General features: G+C 66.6%; 15 protein-coding genes. 5 read left to right on the top strand and 10 right to left on the bottom strand.

Features of this window, described 5'->3' with window-relative positions:
- Positions 1-193 precede the first annotated feature (193 nt).
- On the top strand, positions 194-1,135 hold the full coding sequence (locus tag C3E77_RS15565) for a type IV toxin-antitoxin system AbiEi family antitoxin domain-containing protein (protein WP_234031264.1): 942 nt from the start codon (positions 194-196) through the stop codon (positions 1,133-1,135).
- Positions 1,136-1,339: 204 nt separating this feature from the next.
- On the opposite strand, the gene C3E77_RS02760 is transcribed toward C3E77_RS15565, so the two are convergent.
- From C3E77_RS02760 to C3E77_RS02735, 6 genes are all read right to left on the bottom strand, one after another.
- Positions 1,340-3,022 carry a hypothetical protein gene (locus C3E77_RS02760; protein ID WP_108390238.1) on the bottom strand — a complete coding sequence of 561 codons (1,683 nt, stop codon included), beginning with the start codon at positions 3,020-3,022 and terminating at the stop codon, positions 1,340-1,342.
- A 163-nt stretch (positions 3,023-3,185) separates the two neighbouring features.
- Positions 3,186-3,665 (bottom strand): GNAT family N-acetyltransferase, encoded by a 480-nt coding sequence (locus C3E77_RS02755; RefSeq protein ID WP_108390237.1) that lies wholly within the window; start codon positions 3,663-3,665, stop codon positions 3,186-3,188.
- Positions 3,666-3,840: 175 nt separating this feature from the next.
- A complete protein-coding gene (locus C3E77_RS02750) occupies positions 3,841-4,857 on the bottom strand; it encodes a LacI family DNA-binding transcriptional regulator (RefSeq protein WP_108392972.1) in 1,017 nt (338 codons plus the stop codon).
- A gap of 26 nt (positions 4,858-4,883) precedes the next feature.
- The gene (locus C3E77_RS02745) at positions 4,884-5,777 is read right to left on the bottom strand and encodes a carbohydrate ABC transporter permease (RefSeq protein ID WP_108390236.1); all 894 of its coding nucleotides are present in this window, start codon (positions 5,775-5,777) and stop codon (positions 4,884-4,886) included.
- Between the two features lies 1 nt (position 5,778).
- Positions 5,779-6,771 carry a carbohydrate ABC transporter permease gene (locus C3E77_RS02740; protein WP_232528894.1) on the bottom strand — a complete coding sequence of 331 codons (993 nt, stop codon included), beginning with the start codon at positions 6,769-6,771 and terminating at the stop codon, positions 5,779-5,781.
- Positions 6,772-6,847: 76 nt separating this feature from the next.
- The gene (locus C3E77_RS02735; RefSeq protein WP_108390235.1) at positions 6,848-8,155 is read right to left on the bottom strand and encodes an ABC transporter substrate-binding protein; all 1,308 of its coding nucleotides are present in this window, start codon (positions 8,153-8,155) and stop codon (positions 6,848-6,850) included.
- A gap of 235 nt (positions 8,156-8,390) precedes the next feature.
- Here C3E77_RS02735 and C3E77_RS02730 point away from each other — a divergent pair, with 235 nt between their 5' ends.
- From C3E77_RS02730 to C3E77_RS02715, 4 genes are all read left to right on the top strand, one after another.
- Positions 8,391-10,379 carry a beta-galactosidase gene (locus C3E77_RS02730; RefSeq protein ID WP_108390234.1) on the top strand — a complete coding sequence of 663 codons (1,989 nt, stop codon included), beginning with the start codon at positions 8,391-8,393 and terminating at the stop codon, positions 10,377-10,379.
- Positions 10,380-10,647: 268 nt separating this feature from the next.
- Positions 10,648-10,938, top strand: coding sequence for a hypothetical protein (locus C3E77_RS02725; protein ID WP_108390233.1), 291 nt, complete (start codon positions 10,648-10,650; stop codon positions 10,936-10,938).
- A gap of 253 nt (positions 10,939-11,191) precedes the next feature.
- Positions 11,192-11,854, top strand: a complete 663-nt coding sequence (locus C3E77_RS02720) for a cyclodeaminase/cyclohydrolase family protein (protein WP_108390232.1) — start codon at positions 11,192-11,194, stop codon at positions 11,852-11,854.
- Between the two features lie 170 nt (positions 11,855-12,024).
- Positions 12,025-12,771: a CPBP family intramembrane glutamic endopeptidase gene (locus C3E77_RS02715; RefSeq protein WP_108390231.1), complete on the top strand. Its 747-nt coding sequence runs from the start codon at positions 12,025-12,027 to the stop codon at positions 12,769-12,771.
- A gap of 153 nt (positions 12,772-12,924) precedes the next feature.
- Here the strand turns inward: C3E77_RS02715 and C3E77_RS02710 are convergent, their stop codons facing one another.
- The 4 genes from C3E77_RS02710 to C3E77_RS02690 all read right to left on the bottom strand — a co-directional run bounded on the left by C3E77_RS02710 (position 12,925) and on the right by C3E77_RS02690 (position 16,875).
- On the bottom strand, positions 12,925-13,518 hold the full coding sequence (locus C3E77_RS02710) for a hypothetical protein (protein WP_108390230.1): 594 nt from the start codon (positions 13,516-13,518) through the stop codon (positions 12,925-12,927).
- Between the two features lie 49 nt (positions 13,519-13,567).
- On the bottom strand, positions 13,568-14,131 hold the full coding sequence (locus tag C3E77_RS02705) for a hypothetical protein (protein ID WP_108390229.1): 564 nt from the start codon (positions 14,129-14,131) through the stop codon (positions 13,568-13,570).
- Between the two features lie 458 nt (positions 14,132-14,589).
- Positions 14,590-15,957 (bottom strand): hypothetical protein, encoded by a 1,368-nt coding sequence (locus C3E77_RS02700; protein WP_162924891.1) that lies wholly within the window; start codon positions 15,955-15,957, stop codon positions 14,590-14,592.
- Positions 15,958-16,041: 84 nt separating this feature from the next.
- A complete protein-coding gene (locus C3E77_RS02690; RefSeq protein ID WP_108390226.1) occupies positions 16,042-16,875 on the bottom strand; it encodes an ABC transporter ATP-binding protein in 834 nt (277 codons plus the stop codon).
- Positions 16,876-16,899: the final 24 nt, after the last annotated feature.

The following is a 16,899-nucleotide window of genomic DNA, read 5'->3' as shown; positions in this document are numbered from 1 at the left end:
CAGAAGCTTCTGCAGCGCAACGCAGGATGTGCAGCGCTCGGGCCGCACTACCCCGTCCCACATGCCAGCGCAACACTGAATGTGCAGCGCTCGAGCAGCCGCCGGTCCCCTCACACGCGAGTCTGCGCATCCGTTTCTCCCCCAGCTCGTGGATGCCGTCGGTCACCGCCGTCGGACGCCCGACGGTAGGAGCATGCCTGATTTCATCATTCGCAGACACGAGGAGCTCGCACTCGGCGCCACCGACGCGACGCTGAGGCGATCCAGGCAGAACGGCGAGATCGTCCGGATTGCACACGGCTCGTACGCCCGGTCGGGCCCATGGGTCGGACTCCCTCCCCATGAACAACACCGCCTTCGAGTGCTGGAGGCCGCCGAACGAGCGCGCGGCACCGTGGTCTACTCGCACTACGCCGCGGCCGCGCTGTGGGGCATCCGTATTCTCGGCACCTGGCCCGATCCGATCGACGTGACGACCGACCAGTCGCGCGGTGGCCGATCGTCCGGAGCAGTGAAACGCCACGGCCGCTCGCTGACCGACGTTGAGATCGTCGAGCACGAGGGCCTGCTGCTCACCTCCCCCGCGCAAACCGTTGTCGACCTCGCCCGCCGCCTCCCGTTTGCCGACGGCGTCGTCGCGATGGACTCCGCGCTGCACATCGGGCGCCACGGTGCAGCATTGGCGACGACGGATGCCATCGCTCGCCGCGTCGAAGCCGCCGGCGGTCATCGCGGCTACCGCAGGGCCGCCGCCGCGGCGGAGTTCGCAACGGGCCAGTCTGACTCGCCCGAAGAGTCACACAGCCGTGTGTGGATCTACTTGCTCGGTTTTCCTCCACCCCTGCTGCAGGTCGAGTTCCGTCTCCCGAGCGGACGCACTGCCAGGCCGGACTTTTACTGGAACGACTTCGATCATGCGGGCGAGTGCGACGGTCGAGCCAAATATACGGATGCCCGTTACCTTCGCGGGCGCACCCCCGAGATGGCGGTCATCGATGAGAAGAATCGCGAGAACGAGCTCCGTCAGGTGGTCGGTCGGCTCTCGCGCTGGGAGCCGCGGGACCTCTACCCGCCCCGCCGGCTCTACGACAGGCTCAGCTTCGACGGGCTGCCCTCGTCGAAGGGGCGCCCGTGAGATTGAGACTCGCGAGCGCGGGGTAGCGCCGTGCTTTGCACGTGCCCATCGTGCCTGGTCGAGCCGCTGCACTCGCCCCGCTTTGCCGTGCCCAGCAGTGCCCAGACGCCGAGCGCTGCAGAAACATGCTCGCGCTGCAGAAGCTTCTGGAGCGCGGGCATGGAAGTGCAGCGCTCGCAGATAGAGCGCCCACACCAGCGCTCGTCACTCCGCGCGGACCACCCTCACGAACCGCGCCGTGAGGTCATCAGCACCGGCCGCCAGCGAAACCCGGAACGACGGATGCTCCGCGAGGGTTCCCGGCGGAATCGCGACCGTCGCGGTCTTCCAGACGCCATCCCCCGTGCGCTCAACCGGTGGCGACGACCACTCCCCCACATCCACGGTAAACGAGCCGGCTCCCTCGTCGAGGTAGGTCACCTTCACCACACACGCGCCGGATGCCGCCTCAAACCGCGGATCGAGCTCGAAGACGAATCCGGTGTCGCCGCCAACGGCATCCGTTCGCAAACCCTCGTGAGCGGTCCCGTTGTCGGACTCGAGAACCTCACTGTGCACGTCGTCGTCCGAGCGGTGCGCGACCGAGCCCGGCTCATCGACCTGCACGAGCCAGCGCTCCAGATTGCGCACCCACGGACGGTCGACCCACGACCCATCACCAAACGGCCCCGCCTCGTCGCCCGCCCAGTAGGTGTCCTCGGCATCCCGCAACGCGGCCCAGGCATCCGCGGCGGTCGAGGCCGTCGCCCCCATCGACAACCGCACCCAATCCCAGTGCTCCGGATACTCGGCGAAATACGAGGGCTCAGGCACCACGTAAATCCAGTTCGTCCGCAGCTGCAGCGCCTTGAGATTCGACTGCCGCACCGCGTAATACGGGTCGTCGGTCTCGTAACCGCAGTCGTTGTAGCACTCGTTCTCGGCAGCGACGATACGGGTGCCGTCGTGCACAGGCAGGGTGTCGTCGAGCGCGAGGTGCCCGTTCGGCAGAACGTGCGACCCGTAGGCCGGCGCCTCACTCAGGTGGAAGTTCGACAGCTCTGTGATGCCGTTACGGATGCCGAGACCCGCGTCGACCGCCTGCGCCGCGAGCAGGTCGTCATCGGCGCCGAACGGACCGAAGGGGTAGTCCTCGCCCGTGAAGACGAGCTTGTTCGCGTGCTCGCCGAACAGCTCGGCGAGGTCGGTCCAGGCGTGGTCGTGCCAGGCGAGGTAGGTCTCGAGGTCGAGGTCGCCCGCATCGACGGCGGCCGTCACCATCTCGTAGTCGAACTCGGCCCAGGTGAAGGCGCCGGGGACGTACACGAATGCGAGGCGCGGGTCGGCGGCGAGGCCCGCGTCGACGAACAGTCGACGATAGGTGTCGAGCAGGTGCCCCCAGACGCACTCGTCCCAGATCGGCAGGTGCCGCTCGCCGTCGTAGTCTGGCCCGTAGGTCGACACTCCGCACTCGTCGGCGACCCACTCCGGCGCCCAGGTCTCGCCGCTCGCGAAGATGCGCATCCAGAACCGGTCGGGCCCGGCGAGTTGCTCGTCGAGCGAATCGAAGCTCAGGCCCTGTGCTTCACCGGTCGCCCCGCGATCGAGATCTCCCTGCCGGGGTTGGATTTGCCGCCAACTGAGGTCAACCGATCGGACAAACACGTGGTCAGAAACGGACGCCTCCTCCGAGAAGAACCCGGAATTCGGCGCCGGTCGCGCGGATGCCGGCAGGCTCCAGTCGTCGCCCTCCCGGATTTCGACGCCGCTCCCCGCGTCGAGAAACTCAAATGCCGGTCCGTCCGCATTGGGGGCCGGGGGTGTTGGGACTACCGGCGGCGCGGAACTCGCACACGCGGTCACGAGGCTGATCGCCACCAGAGCGACAACAGCGGCCAGACGGCGCATCGTGGATCCTGATCGAGAACGCCGCGAAGAATCGGTGTACGCCATGAGTCCTTTCATCGCGGCGGCTGGGCGAGGCAAGCTGGTCGCCAGGCCCGCTCTATCTGCCCGAACGCTACACGCAGCGGCAGCAATGTGACAGTGATCGCCGTGCCCTGGATCCGCTTTAGCCAACCCGTTGGAGGCAGACGAGGTGCGCGCGCGGATCCCACGACTCCACTATTTCGAAGCCCAGCCTCCGGTACGTCGCGAGCGCCGGTTCCCGCCAGTCCCACACGGTGAGGCGATAGATATCAGCATGTGTAAACGCCAGAACGTGCTCGATAAGCGCCGACCCGACCGACTTGCCCCGATGCTGCGGCTCCACCCACAGCCGTTTGATCTCGATCACATCCGCGACGGATTGCGTCACGACGATTCCCGCGGGCACACCGTCCACGGCCGCCATCACCACCTGACAGTTCTCGAACGCCTCAGCGGGATGCGAGATTTCCCGCTCATATCGGGCCGGCAACGCCGTGTCCGCAGCCGGCGCCGCCAACCCGCGCTGCGCCTTCTCGCGTTCAGTCTGACGCAGGTAGTTACCGACCAGGCGCCCGACCACGTCCGGTTCCGCAGCGGGATCCACCAACCGAATGTTGATCACGGGACGAGCATAGACGGATGCCGCGGACCACGTCGGTCCGGGGCATCCGTTTCTCTGTATCCGCCCCGCGACCCCCACCGAGCGCTGCACTTTCCATGCCCGCGCTGCAGAAGCTTCTGTAGCGCGGGCATGTAACTGCCGCGCTCGCGCAACGGGGACCGCGCAACCGCGCGAGCTACGCCGAGCCGCGCCGCACCATCTGGGTCGGCAGCGTCATCGCCGCGGCCGGGTTGCCGTCGATCACCTCGAGCAGGAGCCGCACCATCTCAGAGCTGATCCGGTCGAACGGCTGCTTCATCGTCGTGAGCTGCGGGTTCGTCTGGGTGGCGACAGGAGAGTCATCGAAACCGACGACCGCGACGTCCTCCGGCACCCGCCGCCCCGCCTCTGCCAACACATCGAGCGCGCCGGCGGCCATCAGGTCGTTGCCCGCGAACACCGCGTCGATCGACGGGTCACGCTCGAGCAGCTCGCGCATCCCGCGCACCCCGCTCGCCCGCGTGTAATCACCAATGGCAATGAGCGACTCCTCTACCGCGTCACCGAGCTGGTCCCGGTATCCGGCAAGCCGGCCGATGCCACCTGAGGTGTCCTGCGGCCCGGTGATCGTCGCGATCCTCGTGCGCCCCAGGTCCTGCAGGTACTCCACGGCGGTCTGCGCCCCGTGCTGGTCGTCGGCGGCGACGTAGCCGATCTTCCGTTCATAGCCGAGCGGGATGCCACAGGCGATCGCCGGCACCTTCGACCGCACGAGTTCGGACAGAAAACCCTGCCGACCGGCGTGCGAGGAGACCAGCAGCACACCGTCCACGTGCCCGGCGGTGATGAAGTCGGTGACCCGGCGCTGCTCCGCCTCGGTCCCGGCCATGAGCAACACGAGGGGGATATCGCGCTGCTCGAGCGCCTGCGCCGCACCGCGCATCAGCAGCGAAAAGTTGGGGTCTTCGAACAGGCGCTCGTGCGGTTCGGTCAAGAGGAACGCCACCGAGTTCGCCCTGCTCGTCGCGAGGCTGCGCGCGTGCGGGTTGATGCGGTAACCGGTCTTCTTGATGGCCGCGTTCACCGCCGACAGCGAGTCTGGGCTGACCCAGTGCCCGCCGTTGAGTACGCGCGACACCGTGCCACGGGACACCCCGGCTTCAACGGCCACGTCATCGATCGTTGGCCTGCGACGGGGTCCTGGGGTGCTCACGCCTTCAGCATAGGTGACCCGGTTGGTCACGCCTTCACCGCGCCGGCGGCGAGGTCCACCTTCCAGAAGCGCTGCAGCAGAAGGAACAGGAGGATGAGCGGGATGACAGAGAGCAGCGCCCCGGTGATCACGAGCGTGTAGAGCGCCGGCGCGGTCGCACCCTGGTTGAGCAGACCGCTGAGCCCGACGGTGATCGGGAACAGGTTGTCATTCCCGAGCATGATGTACGGCAGCATGAAGTTGTTCCACACGGCGACGAACTGGAACAGGAAGATCGTGACGAGTCCTGGCAGCATCATCGGGGTGGCGATCTTCGCGAAGATCCCCATCTCCCCCGCACCCTCGGTGCGTGCCGCTTCGATCACGTCGGTCGGTACGGATGCCGCGGCGTAGATCCTGGCCAGATAGATGCCGTACGGGCTGATGAGCTGGGGCAGCAGAACAGCCCAGTAGGTGTTCGTGAGCCCCACCTGCGCCATGAGGAAGTACTGCGGAATCGCGAGGATCACTCCGGGAACGAGTACGCCCATGAGCAGGATCTTGAACACCATCGATTTGCCGGGGAAGGTGAACTTCGCGAGCACGTACCCGGACAGCGCCGAGACCCAGGTGCTGATGAGTGCACCGACGCCGGCGTACAGCGCGGTGTTCAGCATCCATCGCCAGAACAGCCCGTCACGGTACTGCGTCAGCTCGACGATGTTCTCCCACAGGTGGGTGCTCGGCATCAGGGTGAACGTGGAGAACAGTTCTGCGCCGTTCTTCGTCGACGCCATGACGACCCAGAGCACCGGGAAGAGGCAATAGAGGGCGCCAAGAATCAGGATGCCGGTCGAGACAAAACTGATCGGCTCGCGTTTGGCCTTCGCGTGGGGCGCGGCGCCGGTCGACCGGACCCGGGGTGCGGAGAGAGTGGTCATGTCAGTCTTCCTGTCCGAAAGCGCGCTTCTGGACGATGCGGAGGAATAGGAACGAGAGCGCGAAGGTCGCGATCGCGATCACCATCGAGGTCGCTGCCGCCGAGTAGATGTCGTCGCGCGTGAATGCGTCACGGTAGACGAGCATGAGCGGCGACCAGCTCGTGGAGAGGCTGTTCGACAGCGGCCGGAGGATCGTGGGTTCGCTGAACACCTGGAGGGTGGCAATCATCGAGAAGAGTCCCGTCATCACCAGGGCGGGGGCGATGATCGGGATCTTGATGCGGAGCGCGATCTGCACCTCGCTCGCGCCGTCGATCTTCGCGGCCTCGTAGATCTCGGTCGGCACGGCCTTGAGTGAGGTGTAGATGACGATCATGTTGAAGCCGACACCGCCCCACAGCGCGATGTTCGCGATGCCGAAGAGCACGAGTCCGCTCGACAGCATGCTCGGCACGTCCCAGCCGAGCAGGTCGAAGATGTAGTAGAACGGGCTGACCGCCGGCAGATAGAGGAAGCCCCAGAGCAGCGAGCTGATCACGGCGGGAACCGCGTAGGGCAGGAAGATCGAGATGCGGGAGAACCCGGCCGCCCGAGTGCGCTTCGAGTCAAGCAGCAGCGCAAACAGCAGGGCGAGCGCGAGCATCGTCGGGATAAGCACGACCCCGTAGAGCAGCACCCGGCCGACGCTGGCCGCGAACTCGGGATTGGTGAAGGTACTGATGTAGTTCTCGAAACCGGCGAAGACGCGGGTCTGTCCACCGGAACCGAGCCCGAGGCCGACGACCTTCTTCTTCTGGAAGCTGAGGAAGAGTGTGTACACGATCGGCGCGAGCATAAACAGGGTGAACAGCAGGATGCCCGGCGCGAGCATGAGATACGGGGTGAGCACCCGCGTGCGGAAGTTTCCCGGCCGCTTTCTGGCGGCATCCGTTCGCCGGCTCTTTCCGGGTGCGGATGGCGCCTTCTTCGGCGCTGGTTCAGCGAGGGATGTCACGGAGATCTCCGGGGGTTGAGGCCACCGGGGCGCCTGAGGCACCCCGGTGGCGGTGTTGCGGTGTGGTGCGGTCGACCTATTTGACGGTGAAGCCGCTCTTGGTGAGGTCGTCCGTGGTGATCTTCTGCATGGCAGCGACCGCGTCGAGGAAGGCAGTGATGCTCTTCGACTCGGCAGCCTTCGCGAACTCGTCGTTATATGCGCTGAATGTCACGTTGACGTTCGGTCCATAGCTGAACGGAGATACGTTCTCGGCAGCCTGGGCGGCGACGTCGTAGAAGTCGGTCTGGTTGCTGAAGAATTCAGGCGATTCGGTCAGCGCTTCGGCCGCGGCCTCGGTCGCCGCCGGGTAGATGCCCGACGTGTCGATGAGAGCCTGGATCGCCTCAGGGTCGGTGTTGAGCCACTCGATGAACTCCATCGCCTGCTCCGGGTGCTTCGACTGCGTGGTTACCGCTGTCGACGAACCGCCCCAGTTGCCATTGGATGCCTCACCGGACTCCCAGTTGGGCAGTTCGGCCGCAACCCACGTGCCCGCGGTGTCGGTCGCATTGCCCGAGAGCACGCCCGGTCCCCAGACCGAGCTGACCCAGCCGGCCTGCGTTCCGTCGTTCAGGCCGGCGTTCCACTCGGGCGTGTACATCGGCTTGTTGTCGATGACGCCCTCTTCGACGAGGCCGCCCCAGTACTCGGCAACCTTCTGCGTGGGTTCTTCGTCGATCTCGACGCCCCAGCTCTCACCGTCGATGGACCACCAGGATGCTCCGGCCTGCTGCGCGAGTCCGGTAAACCAGCCGGCGTCGTTGGCCGAGAACGTACCGAGGTACTTCGTCGGGTCTGCAGCGTGCAGCGCACGGGCGGTTTCGGCGTACTCCTCCCACGTCGTCGGGATGCTGAGGCCGTGCTGGGCGAGGATGTCCTCGCGGTAGTACGCCATCATGGGGCCGGTGTCCTGCGGGATGGCGTAGACGGCGTCGGAACCGAGGGTGACGGAATCCCAGACGGATGCGGGGAACTGGTCGGCAACGTCACTTGCGCCGCTCTCGGAAAGGTCAGCGAGAGCATCCGATGCCACGAGCGTTGGGATCTTCTGGTACTCGGCCTGGATCAGGTCGGGAGCGCCGCTGCCAGCCTTGATCGCGGTGAGCAGCTTAGTGATCGCGGGGTCGCCGCCATCCTGCTTGTTGACGGTGACCTGGATGTCGGGGTTGTCTTCGTTCCAGATGTCGACGACCTTGTCGAGGTTGGGGGCCCAGGCCCAGTAGGTGAGCTCGACCGGACCGGAGTCTCCGCCAGCGGAGTCGCCTCCGGCGGAGCATCCGGTGAAGAGCATGGTTGCGGCGGCTACTGATGCCAGCGCTCCCATGCGGACTGATGAACGCATGTCGTTCTCCTTGTGGCTGTGATGTTGTGCAGGGGCGGTGCAGCGCGTGCTGCCAACATCGGAAGTCGGATCGTTGACTTCGAGCGGAGAACGGCGTTGTACCTGTGAGCGGTTCTAGTAACGCACACAGCCGATTGGGTTGTCAAACAGCTTGTGGGTGTCATTAGCCGGAATATATGCTGTGATAGAACTGGGAGCGCGCACAGTGGGTGCGTGTGTCAAAGGAGATCAGTACATGTCGTGGATTCCCGGCTCAAAAGGCCTTCGCTACGGTGGCGACTACAACCCCGAACAGTGGGACCGCGAGACCTGGGTCGAAGACATCGCGCTCATGAAAGAGGCGGGCGTCAACCTCGTCAGCATCGGCATTTTCTCCTGGGTGGTTCTCGAGCCGCGTGAGGGCGAGTACGACTTCAGCTTCCTCGACGACATCATCGGCCTGCTCGCGGATGCCGGTATCGACGTCGACCTCGGAACCCCGACCGCCGCGCCCCCGGCCTGGTTCTGGAAGAAGTACCCGGCCGCCCACCCGATGACCCGCGACGGACGTACTCTCGGCTTCGGCTCGCGAGGAATGGTGAGCCCGAGCTCCCCTGAGTACCGGCGTGCGAGCGTTGCGATCGCGACGAAACTCGCGGAACGCTACGCGCAGCATCCTGCCGTCGTGATGTGGCACGTGCACAACGAGTACGGTGCGCCGATCAGCGACAGCTACGACGACTACTCGGTCGCCGCATTCCGGGAGTGGCTGCAGGCCCGCTACGGCACGCTCGACGCGCTCAACCGCGCCTGGGGCACCCGGTTCTGGGGCCAGTCCTACGGCGAGTGGGACGAGATCGACGCACCGCGGGTCTCAGCGAGCACGTCGAACCAGGCCCAGCGACTCGACTTCCAGCGGTTCACCTCCGATGCCCTGCTCGCTTGCTTCATCGGCGAGCGCGACGCGATCCGTGCGTTCACCGACGCGCCCATCACGACGAACTTCATGGCGACCAACTGCCCATCCATCGACTACTGGAAATGGGCGCAGGAGGTCGACATCGTCGCAAATGACCACTACCTCGTTGCCGAGCGCACCGACAACCACGTGCTGCTGGCGATGGACGCCGACTTCACGCGTTCGCTCGCCGGCTCCAGGCCCTGGATCCTGATGGAGCACTCCACCTCGGCGGTCAACTGGCAGCCACGCAACATCGCCAAGCGCGCCGGCGAGATGGCCCGCAACAGTCTCTCCCACGTGGCGCGAGGTTCGGATGCCGTGATGTTCTTCCAGTTCCGGGCGAGCCGGTTCGGTGCCGAGAAGTTCCACTCGGCGATGCTGCCCCACGGTGGCACCAGCACACGCATCTGGAACGAGGTCGTGCAGCTGGGCTCTGACCTTCGGGCACTCGAGCCTGTCGCGGGATCGCGGGTGACGGCATCCGTTGCCATCGTCTGGAGCATCGAGTCGTTCTGGGCCCTCGACCTGGAGTGGCGGCCCTCGGTCGAACTCGGCCACCGCGAGCGCATCGAGGCGTTCTACAGTGCGTTGTGGGGCCTCGGCGTCACCGTCGACTTCGTGCACCCGAGCGCCGACCTGTCGGGGTACGACGTGGTCTTCGCGCCGAGCCTCTACCTGCTCGCCGAGGCAGACGCTGCGAACATCGACAGCTACGTATCGAGCGGCGGCACCCTCGTCGTCTCGTACTTCTCCGGCATCGTCGGCGAGAACGACGAGGTCCCTGCGGGTGCGTCGCCGGGAGCGCTGCGCGACGTGCTCGGCCTGTCGATCGAGGAATTCCTGCCGCTCTACGCCGACCAGGCCGTTGCGCTCAGCGACGGCTCGACGGGCAGCGCGTGGGCTGACGACATCGTGCTCGACACGGCCGTGGCCGTCGACACCTACGTCGACGGGCCCGCTGCCGGCAAACCCGCGGTGACGCGCAACACCCGCGGATCCGGCACCGCCTGGTACGTCTCGACGAAGCTCGTGGGCGACGACCTCCTCCGGTTCGTGACTTCGGTGCTTGACGCGAGCGGCGTCGCGGTCGACGCGCCCCCCGCGGGCCTCGAGGTCGTGACGCGGTCGACGGACTCCGAGAGCTTCACCTTCTTCATCAACCACGCGGATGCCCCTGCACCGGTTTCGATCGAGGGCACCGACGTCCTCACGGGTGAACCGGTGTCGGCGGGCTCGGTGGTTCCGGCCGGCGGGGTGCGCGTGGTGGCGAGCGCGCGGCCGTAGCCCGGCATTCGCCCCGGCCCCGGCATCCGCCCCGGCCCCGCATCCGAGCGCCCTCCCCGTCGAGCGCTGCATAATCCATTCCCGCGCTGCAGAAGCTTCTGTAGCGCGGGCATGGATCTGTAGCGCTCGCGCAGCCCCCCGCGTACGCGAATGGCTTATACACCCAGCAATGTCAAGGGGCAACAGTCAATTCACGCTTCTTGCCCACCGACTGCTTACATAGCTCAGGCGCAACAGCGCCACGATCGTCACATGAAAGAGGGACACCATGAGCAACACCACCACGAACGGCCGCGTTTCGCGCCTCTCCACCGAGACCAAGGCCGCGTTCAAGACCACTGAGTTCATCGCTTACGTCGTCATCCTGATCTCGATGTTCATCGCTTCCGCGATGGTCGACAACGGCGAAGACGGACAGGGCTTCGGCGCTGAGAGCGTTTGGCTCTACGCCACGCTCCTCACCATCGGTTACATGATCAGCCGCGGACTCGCCAAGTCCGGAAGCCGCGAGTTCTACGACCGCGACGTCAACAACACCAACACCGACGCTCGTCGCTAAGTCTCACTGACTTAACACACACAGCATTAGTGTGAAAGGCCCCCTGCTGAGCAGGGGGCCTTTCGTGTGCCACGGGCGAGTGGAGTACACCGGGACCTGAAGCACGACCGGAGCTTGCGTGAGGCGGGCACTCGAATCCACCGCTGCAGATCCATGCGCGCGCTACAGAAGCTTCTGCAGCGTCGGGCATGGATGTGCCGCGCTCGGCGGGGTGGGCCGTGCGCTTCGAGGCCTGAGGGACCAGACTTAACCCATGAATGACCGAGCGAAAGTCTCTGCCACCACCTCCACCATCGAAGACTGGACGGATGCGCTCGCCCGCGCCACCGGCTCGCCGGGAGGCGGAGCCGCCTCGGGCGTCATGCTCGCCATGGCGTACGCGCTCACCTCGATGGTCGCCGGGTACACCGAGGTCGACGGTCCACTCAAGCAGGAACTCGACGCACTGAAGGACCGCGCGGTCGCCGGCCGCCGGGCAGCCCTGCACCTGGCCGATGAGGATGCCGCCGCCTCCAAGTCGTTCGGCAGCGCGTTTCGTCTCGAACCGGGCGAGGAGCGGGAGAATGCCATCCGCGAGGCATCCGTCACCGCCGCCGAAACCTCCGCCGACCTCGGCCGAACGGGCGCAGACGCGGTCGGCGACCTGGAGTGGCTCGCCCAACACGGCAACCCTGCCCTCGTGGCCGACGTCGCCGTCGCGTGCGGAGCGCTCCGGGCGGCCGTCGCCGGAGCACGCACGAACATGAGTTTCGATCTCGGCTCCCTTACCGCGGGCGGCGAGTCACTCGACGACGTACGCAAACAGCATCCGGCGTTGTGGGAAACGGCGCAGCAACTCGATGAGCTCCTCGGGCGGATCGATCGGCTCACCGCTGACATCGAGGGCAAGGCCGTGCCTGCGGAGCTCCAGGGCTGACCGATGTCACGTCAGGTTCGGCGACGGGGCGACGGGCGCGGACGTTCGGTACGACTCACACGGGTGGGTCGTCGGCTACCCCGGCCTCGCGCGGCGCGTGACTGTGGCGAACGAGCGGTAAGCGATCCGTCCCCCGCCACGACCATCAGCGCACGCCCTATCGTTGAGGAATGAGCACGACTGTCCCCGGCACATCCGGCGACCGTCGGGTCCGCTGGGGGCTCGGCGACGCGTTCGTCGGGGTCGTGCTCGCCGTCGTTCTCGTGTGGGCCGTTGGCTGGGCTGCGCTCCGCGGCTGGTCGGCGTCGCCCGAACTCCGCACCGCGCTCGGCTACCTCGCCGCGTGGGTGCCGCTCCTCGGTGCTGTCCTCGCCGCGTCGTACCTACGGGGCCGCAGATCGCTCGTGCGCGACTTCGGGTTGCGGTTCGAGTGGATCGACCTGTTCTTCGGCCTCGTCATCGGCGGGATGATGCGTGCGGCGACCACTCTGGTCGAGATCCTGCTCTATGGCCGGGTCGCGAGCGGCGGGGCAACGTTCGGCCCCGTCATCTACGACCTCTGGTGGTTCGTGCTCGTCATCCTCGCGCCGGTTCTGGCCGCCCCGCTGATCGAGGAGTTGTTCTTCCGCGGGCTGATGCAACGGGCGCTGGTACGAACATCCGCCGCCGCGCTCCCGGCGAGGGCGCGTGCCGCCCGGGTCCCTGTCGTCGTCGCCATCGGTGTGACCTCCCTCGTCTTCGCCGGCGTCCACATGATGCAGACCAGCGGCGGGCTGGAGGCGGCCGTCGTCGGAATCTCGACGCTCGTCGTGGGGATCGGCACTGGCACCCTCGCGGCGACAACGGGCCGGCTCGGTGCCGCCATCATCGCGCACATCGCCTACAACGGGCTCATCGCCGCCTGGTCGCTCATCTAGCCCGCGCGCCTGGCCCGAAGCGCGCCCGAACCGCGAGCGCCGCCCGATGGTCAGCTCGAGTGGCAAACGACCGGCCCCACAGACCCTGGATCTGAGGCGTGCCCACCTGCGCCCTCACGGTGCCGGCCTGCAGGTTTTTCCGGTGACTGGGTATCACTTCAGGCAGGAAGGCAAGCCAGGATCTTCGTCTCCCGGACGAAGCCGCCGCTCCTGGTCTGATTCGTCAGTGGAGAAGGTCTCGTCGGTTGAGAAGGCGGGATGCCGCGCGTAACTCAGCGGAAGAGCGCCGTCACACGGGAGGGCGAGGAGGTCGCCCACGACGATGTCGACCGGAAGCCGCCCATATCCGATTTCGGCAGACGTAACGGAGTGCACCGACACCTTCCGTCGGCGGGCCGACGTGTGGCGCCCGAGCAGGCGAGCCGCATCGAAATTGGGGCGGCACCGCTCGAGGCAGGCATCGACACGGATCGCGAGCCGCCGATTTCCGTAGGTCAGATCGACCTGCTCAACCCGCGTGAGCAGCACGGTAACGAAACGCTGGGGTGTCCTGGACGACGGTGCCCATCCCCCTGCCGCTCCGATTCTCACCAGTGGCGTGGGAGCGGCGAAGGCAGCGTCCATGAGAGACGACCGGTCGATGATGACATCGGTGGCGGAGTGGACCGTGCCATCGGGCCAGCACGCGAGCGCGGCCGATCGACGGGCGAGGCTCCAACTGGCGGAAATGCTCTGCACGAGGGTCACCGCTCCCTGACCTGTTCCGCGCGCCGACCGGCAACGGCAGCCAGGCGCATCATTCGAGAGCCGCCAGCCAGTCCGGGCGCTCACCGAAATCTGCGTCAGTGCCGTCGATCGGGCGGATGTCCCGACGGGTCAGGATGCCGGCGCACGGCACAGCGAGCAGGTCGCCTTCGCGAAGGTCACCCGGCAGTGTGATGACGCTCCGCCCGACGCACGGACTCTGGTGCGCTTCACCGGCGAGCACCACCGCCGAGGCGTCTTTCACCGTCGAAGCCCGGCCGATCAGCCGCATCTGGTCCCACAAGACCGGCACCGAATCGAGGCAGGCGTCGATGAGCACGACACGTTGCGCATCCCAGTTCACGAGCACGGCAGTCACGCGAACGACGATCACCGCGGCATCCCGTTTCGGGTTTGCCTTCCCGTTGGTTCCCGGAAGCACGGCGACCCCGGAGTGCACGCACGGCGTCTGGCAGAGCTCGACCAGTCTGAGCATCGAGACCCCGGCGACGGTGAGGTCAGTGACGGTGGCCCTGGTGTGCTGCGGCCAGGCGTCGACCCTCAGCGGGTCGGGGATCGACCGCCGCAGGGTGGGGAGAATCGAGGTGAGCGTCATGCGTGAACCGCAGCGCCGGGATGTTCGGAAGGCACCGATTGCGGGCCTGTGGAAGTGGACATGATTCAGTAGTAGCCGGTCGAGGGGCGGTGAACGTCGACGCTCACGAAACCCATACGGGACCACGCTCGATACACACGAAACGGCAACACCCGCCGGGTGATGCCGCCCAGCGGAGCGTCAACGGCCGAACATCACGCCTTCGACCACTCCGCCGAGCAGACTGTTTGTCTCATCCGCTATGGCCGAATAGGGTGCCACCCCCCGAGGACGAATCGCACAGGCCGCGCGGTCCGTCGATGCGGGCAGGCGCGAATCGAGTGAATGCTGACGACCCTGACCGATCCATGACATCCACCCCCCAACCTGCGCCTGTAACCCCTGCTTACTCCTCGCATCCGGTGTCAGCAACCGTTGATCGATAAAGCAGGCGGTGGTATAAGCGATTGCGGTCTGGCTTATGGCTCAGCCGGATTTGACTCGTCGCCGGAGCCGCCCGAGCCGCCCGATTCGCCCGAGCCTGGGGTCGTCTCCGTGATCGGCGGCGGCGTTGTTGCCGGCGGCGGCGGAGGCGTTGTCGCCCGGGGCGAAGGCGTTGTCGCCCGGGGCCGACTCGGCGTCCGGGGCGCCGTCCGAGGAGTGGGCTGCGCGTCGGTATCAGCCTCCGGCTCAACCTCGTCGATCACCACGCTGGAGTCGAGACGCGCCTGCTCGGCCTTCAGTGCGGCCGCCGCATCGGCGTACACCTTCAGTTCTGCCACACCGGCTTGCCCGGCCTCCTGCGCCGTGGTCAGTGCGGCGACCGCTGCCGTCACGGCATCCGCCAGCGTGGAATCGACATCCGGGGCAGCGTCGATCAGGTCTTCGGCCGTCGCGGGAATCGTCGAACCGAAGACAGCGAGCGCCGTGACGAACAGATCGCGATCCGCCGTGAGGGTGGTGACGGCGGCTTCCGCGGCCTCGGTTTCGGTGTCAAGCAGCAGCGCTTCAGCATTGAGCGTGTTGATGCCGCGGGCGAGCTCCTCCACGCTCGAGTCGGCGTCGAGCGTCTCATCGGCGCCGGTGTCACGGCCGGTGTCACGCCCGGTGTCACTGTCGGTGCCACCTCCCTGCCGCGTCGGCGACTGGGCCACAATGCTCGACTCGAACGCGGCCCGTGCCGTTTCTGCGACGAGACGTGACGGCTCATCCGAGAAGCCGGCCACCGCTGCCAGGGCGGTTACGGCCGCCCCGTTGAGAGCGGATGCCTCGCCATGGAGGGTGGCGAACGAATCGATATCGGATGCCGCAGCGGCGGCAAGCGATTCCAGCTCACGCTGCTGGGACTGGTACGCCTCGAACATGGATCGCTCAATGGCCGGATTCTGATTTTTGGTCCACAGCAGGACCCCGACCACGATCAACGAGAGCACGGCGAGGCTCGTGACGCTGACGGTGAGGACGCGGTTTCCATCGAACCGGCCGGGGCCACGGCTGCGACTCTTCCTTACCGTTGGCCGTTTATCGACGCTGGGCCTGGACGGTTTCTCCGTCACTCCTGCGGTGACTGATCCAGCGGCTGATCCCGCTCTGGCCGGCTTCGGAGCCTTCTCAGGCCTGGCCGTCTTCGGCTTCTTCCCGGTCATTCCCTGCGGCCGCGTCGGGCTGAGTTCGGCGTTCGCACGGCGGGCGTCCCTCGTGGTGAGCGTCGACGGAAGTCTGGGCGCGACGGGCCGCGCGGGCGCCGCCGTGTCACCGGCGAGCAATCGCTGCGATTGAGTGCGCGGGGGTTGCCGTGGTTCGCCACGTGCAGGCTGCGGCCTGTCGCCATCGAATGTGCCGGTCACGGTCCCTCTCCCAGTCGAGCGCGAGCGACGCCGAGGCGCGCTCACCGAGCCAGACTACAGCGACAGCAACCGGGCGGGCAGACACTAGTCCGGGGTTACGCCTGCGCGGCCAGCCTGCGGTACGACCATGGGGGTGCCGGTGACCGGGTCGGGGATGATCACACAGGAGAGGCCGAACACGTCGTGCACGAGCTCCGCCGTCAGGATCTCACCTGGGACTCCTGACGCAACGATGCCGCCGTCCTTCATCACCACGAGATTGGTGGCGTACCTGGCGGCCTGGTTCAGGTCGTGAAGCACGGCAACCAGGGTGCGCCCCTCGTTGTGGAGCGCCGCGCACAGCTCGAGCACCTCGTACTGGTGCGCGATGTCGAGGAACGTCGTTGGTTCATCGAGCAGCAGCAGGTCCGCCTGCTGGGCGAGCACCATCGCGATCCACACCCGTTGCCGCTGCCCGCCAGAGAGCTCGGACACGTAGCGGTCGGCGAGGTCGACGCATCCGGTCGATGCGAGCGCATCCGTCACGGCTTGCTCATCGGCGTGCGACCACTGCTGGAGCAAGCCCTGGTGCGGATACCGTCCGCGTCCAATCAGGTCACGCACGGTGATTGCCTCTGGGGCGATCGGGCTCTGCGGCAGCATCGCGAGTTCGCGAGCGACGGCCTTGCTCCGGTACGAGGTGATCGGCTTGCCACCGAGCAGCACAGTGCCGGACTCCGGAGTCAGCGTCCTCGCGAGCGCCTTGAGCAGGGTCGACTTGCCGCAGGCGTTTGGCCCGACAATGATCGTGAACCCGCCGTCCGGCAGGTCGATCGAGAGGTCATCCACCACGACCCGCTTGTCGTACGCCAGGCGAAGGTTGCGCGCGGCGAGACGGCTTTCGCCCTCCCGCGCGTCAGTCAGTGCAGCGGATGCCATCAGCGTGTCCCCTTGTCATCGTTC

Origin of the sequence: Mycetocola zhujimingii (genome assembly GCF_003065425.1) — a bacterium.
In the GTDB taxonomy this organism is placed as follows: Bacteria; Actinomycetota; Actinomycetes; order Actinomycetales; family Microbacteriaceae; genus Mycetocola_A; species Mycetocola_A zhujimingii.
This window is presented reverse-complemented; position numbering and strand designations above follow the sequence as displayed.

Coding starts and splice junctions, on each gene's coding strand:
- C3E77_RS15565 (WP_234031264.1), top strand. CDS start 194: ATGCCTGATTTCATCATTCGCAGACACGAGGAGCTCGCACTCGGCGCC.
- C3E77_RS02760 (WP_108390238.1), bottom strand. CDS start 3,022: ATGCGCCGTCTGGCCGCTGTTGTCGCTCTGGTGGCGATCAGCCTCGTG.
- C3E77_RS02745 (WP_108390236.1), bottom strand. CDS start 5,777: ATGACCACTCTCTCCGCACCCCGGGTCCGGTCGACCGGCGCCGCGCCC.
- C3E77_RS02735 (WP_108390235.1), bottom strand. CDS start 8,155: ATGCGTTCATCAGTCCGCATGGGAGCGCTGGCATCAGTAGCCGCCGCA.
- C3E77_RS02730 (WP_108390234.1), top strand. CDS start 8,391: ATGTCGTGGATTCCCGGCTCAAAAGGCCTTCGCTACGGTGGCGACTAC.
- C3E77_RS02725 (WP_108390233.1), top strand. CDS start 10,648: ATGAGCAACACCACCACGAACGGCCGCGTTTCGCGCCTCTCCACCGAG.
- C3E77_RS02720 (WP_108390232.1), top strand. CDS start 11,192: ATGAATGACCGAGCGAAAGTCTCTGCCACCACCTCCACCATCGAAGAC.
- C3E77_RS02715 (WP_108390231.1), top strand. CDS start 12,025: ATGAGCACGACTGTCCCCGGCACATCCGGCGACCGTCGGGTCCGCTGG.
- C3E77_RS02705 (WP_108390229.1), bottom strand. CDS start 14,131: ATGACGCTCACCTCGATTCTCCCCACCCTGCGGCGGTCGATCCCCGAC.
- C3E77_RS02690 (WP_108390226.1), bottom strand. CDS start 16,875: ATGGCATCCGCTGCACTGACTGACGCGCGGGAGGGCGAAAGCCGTCTC.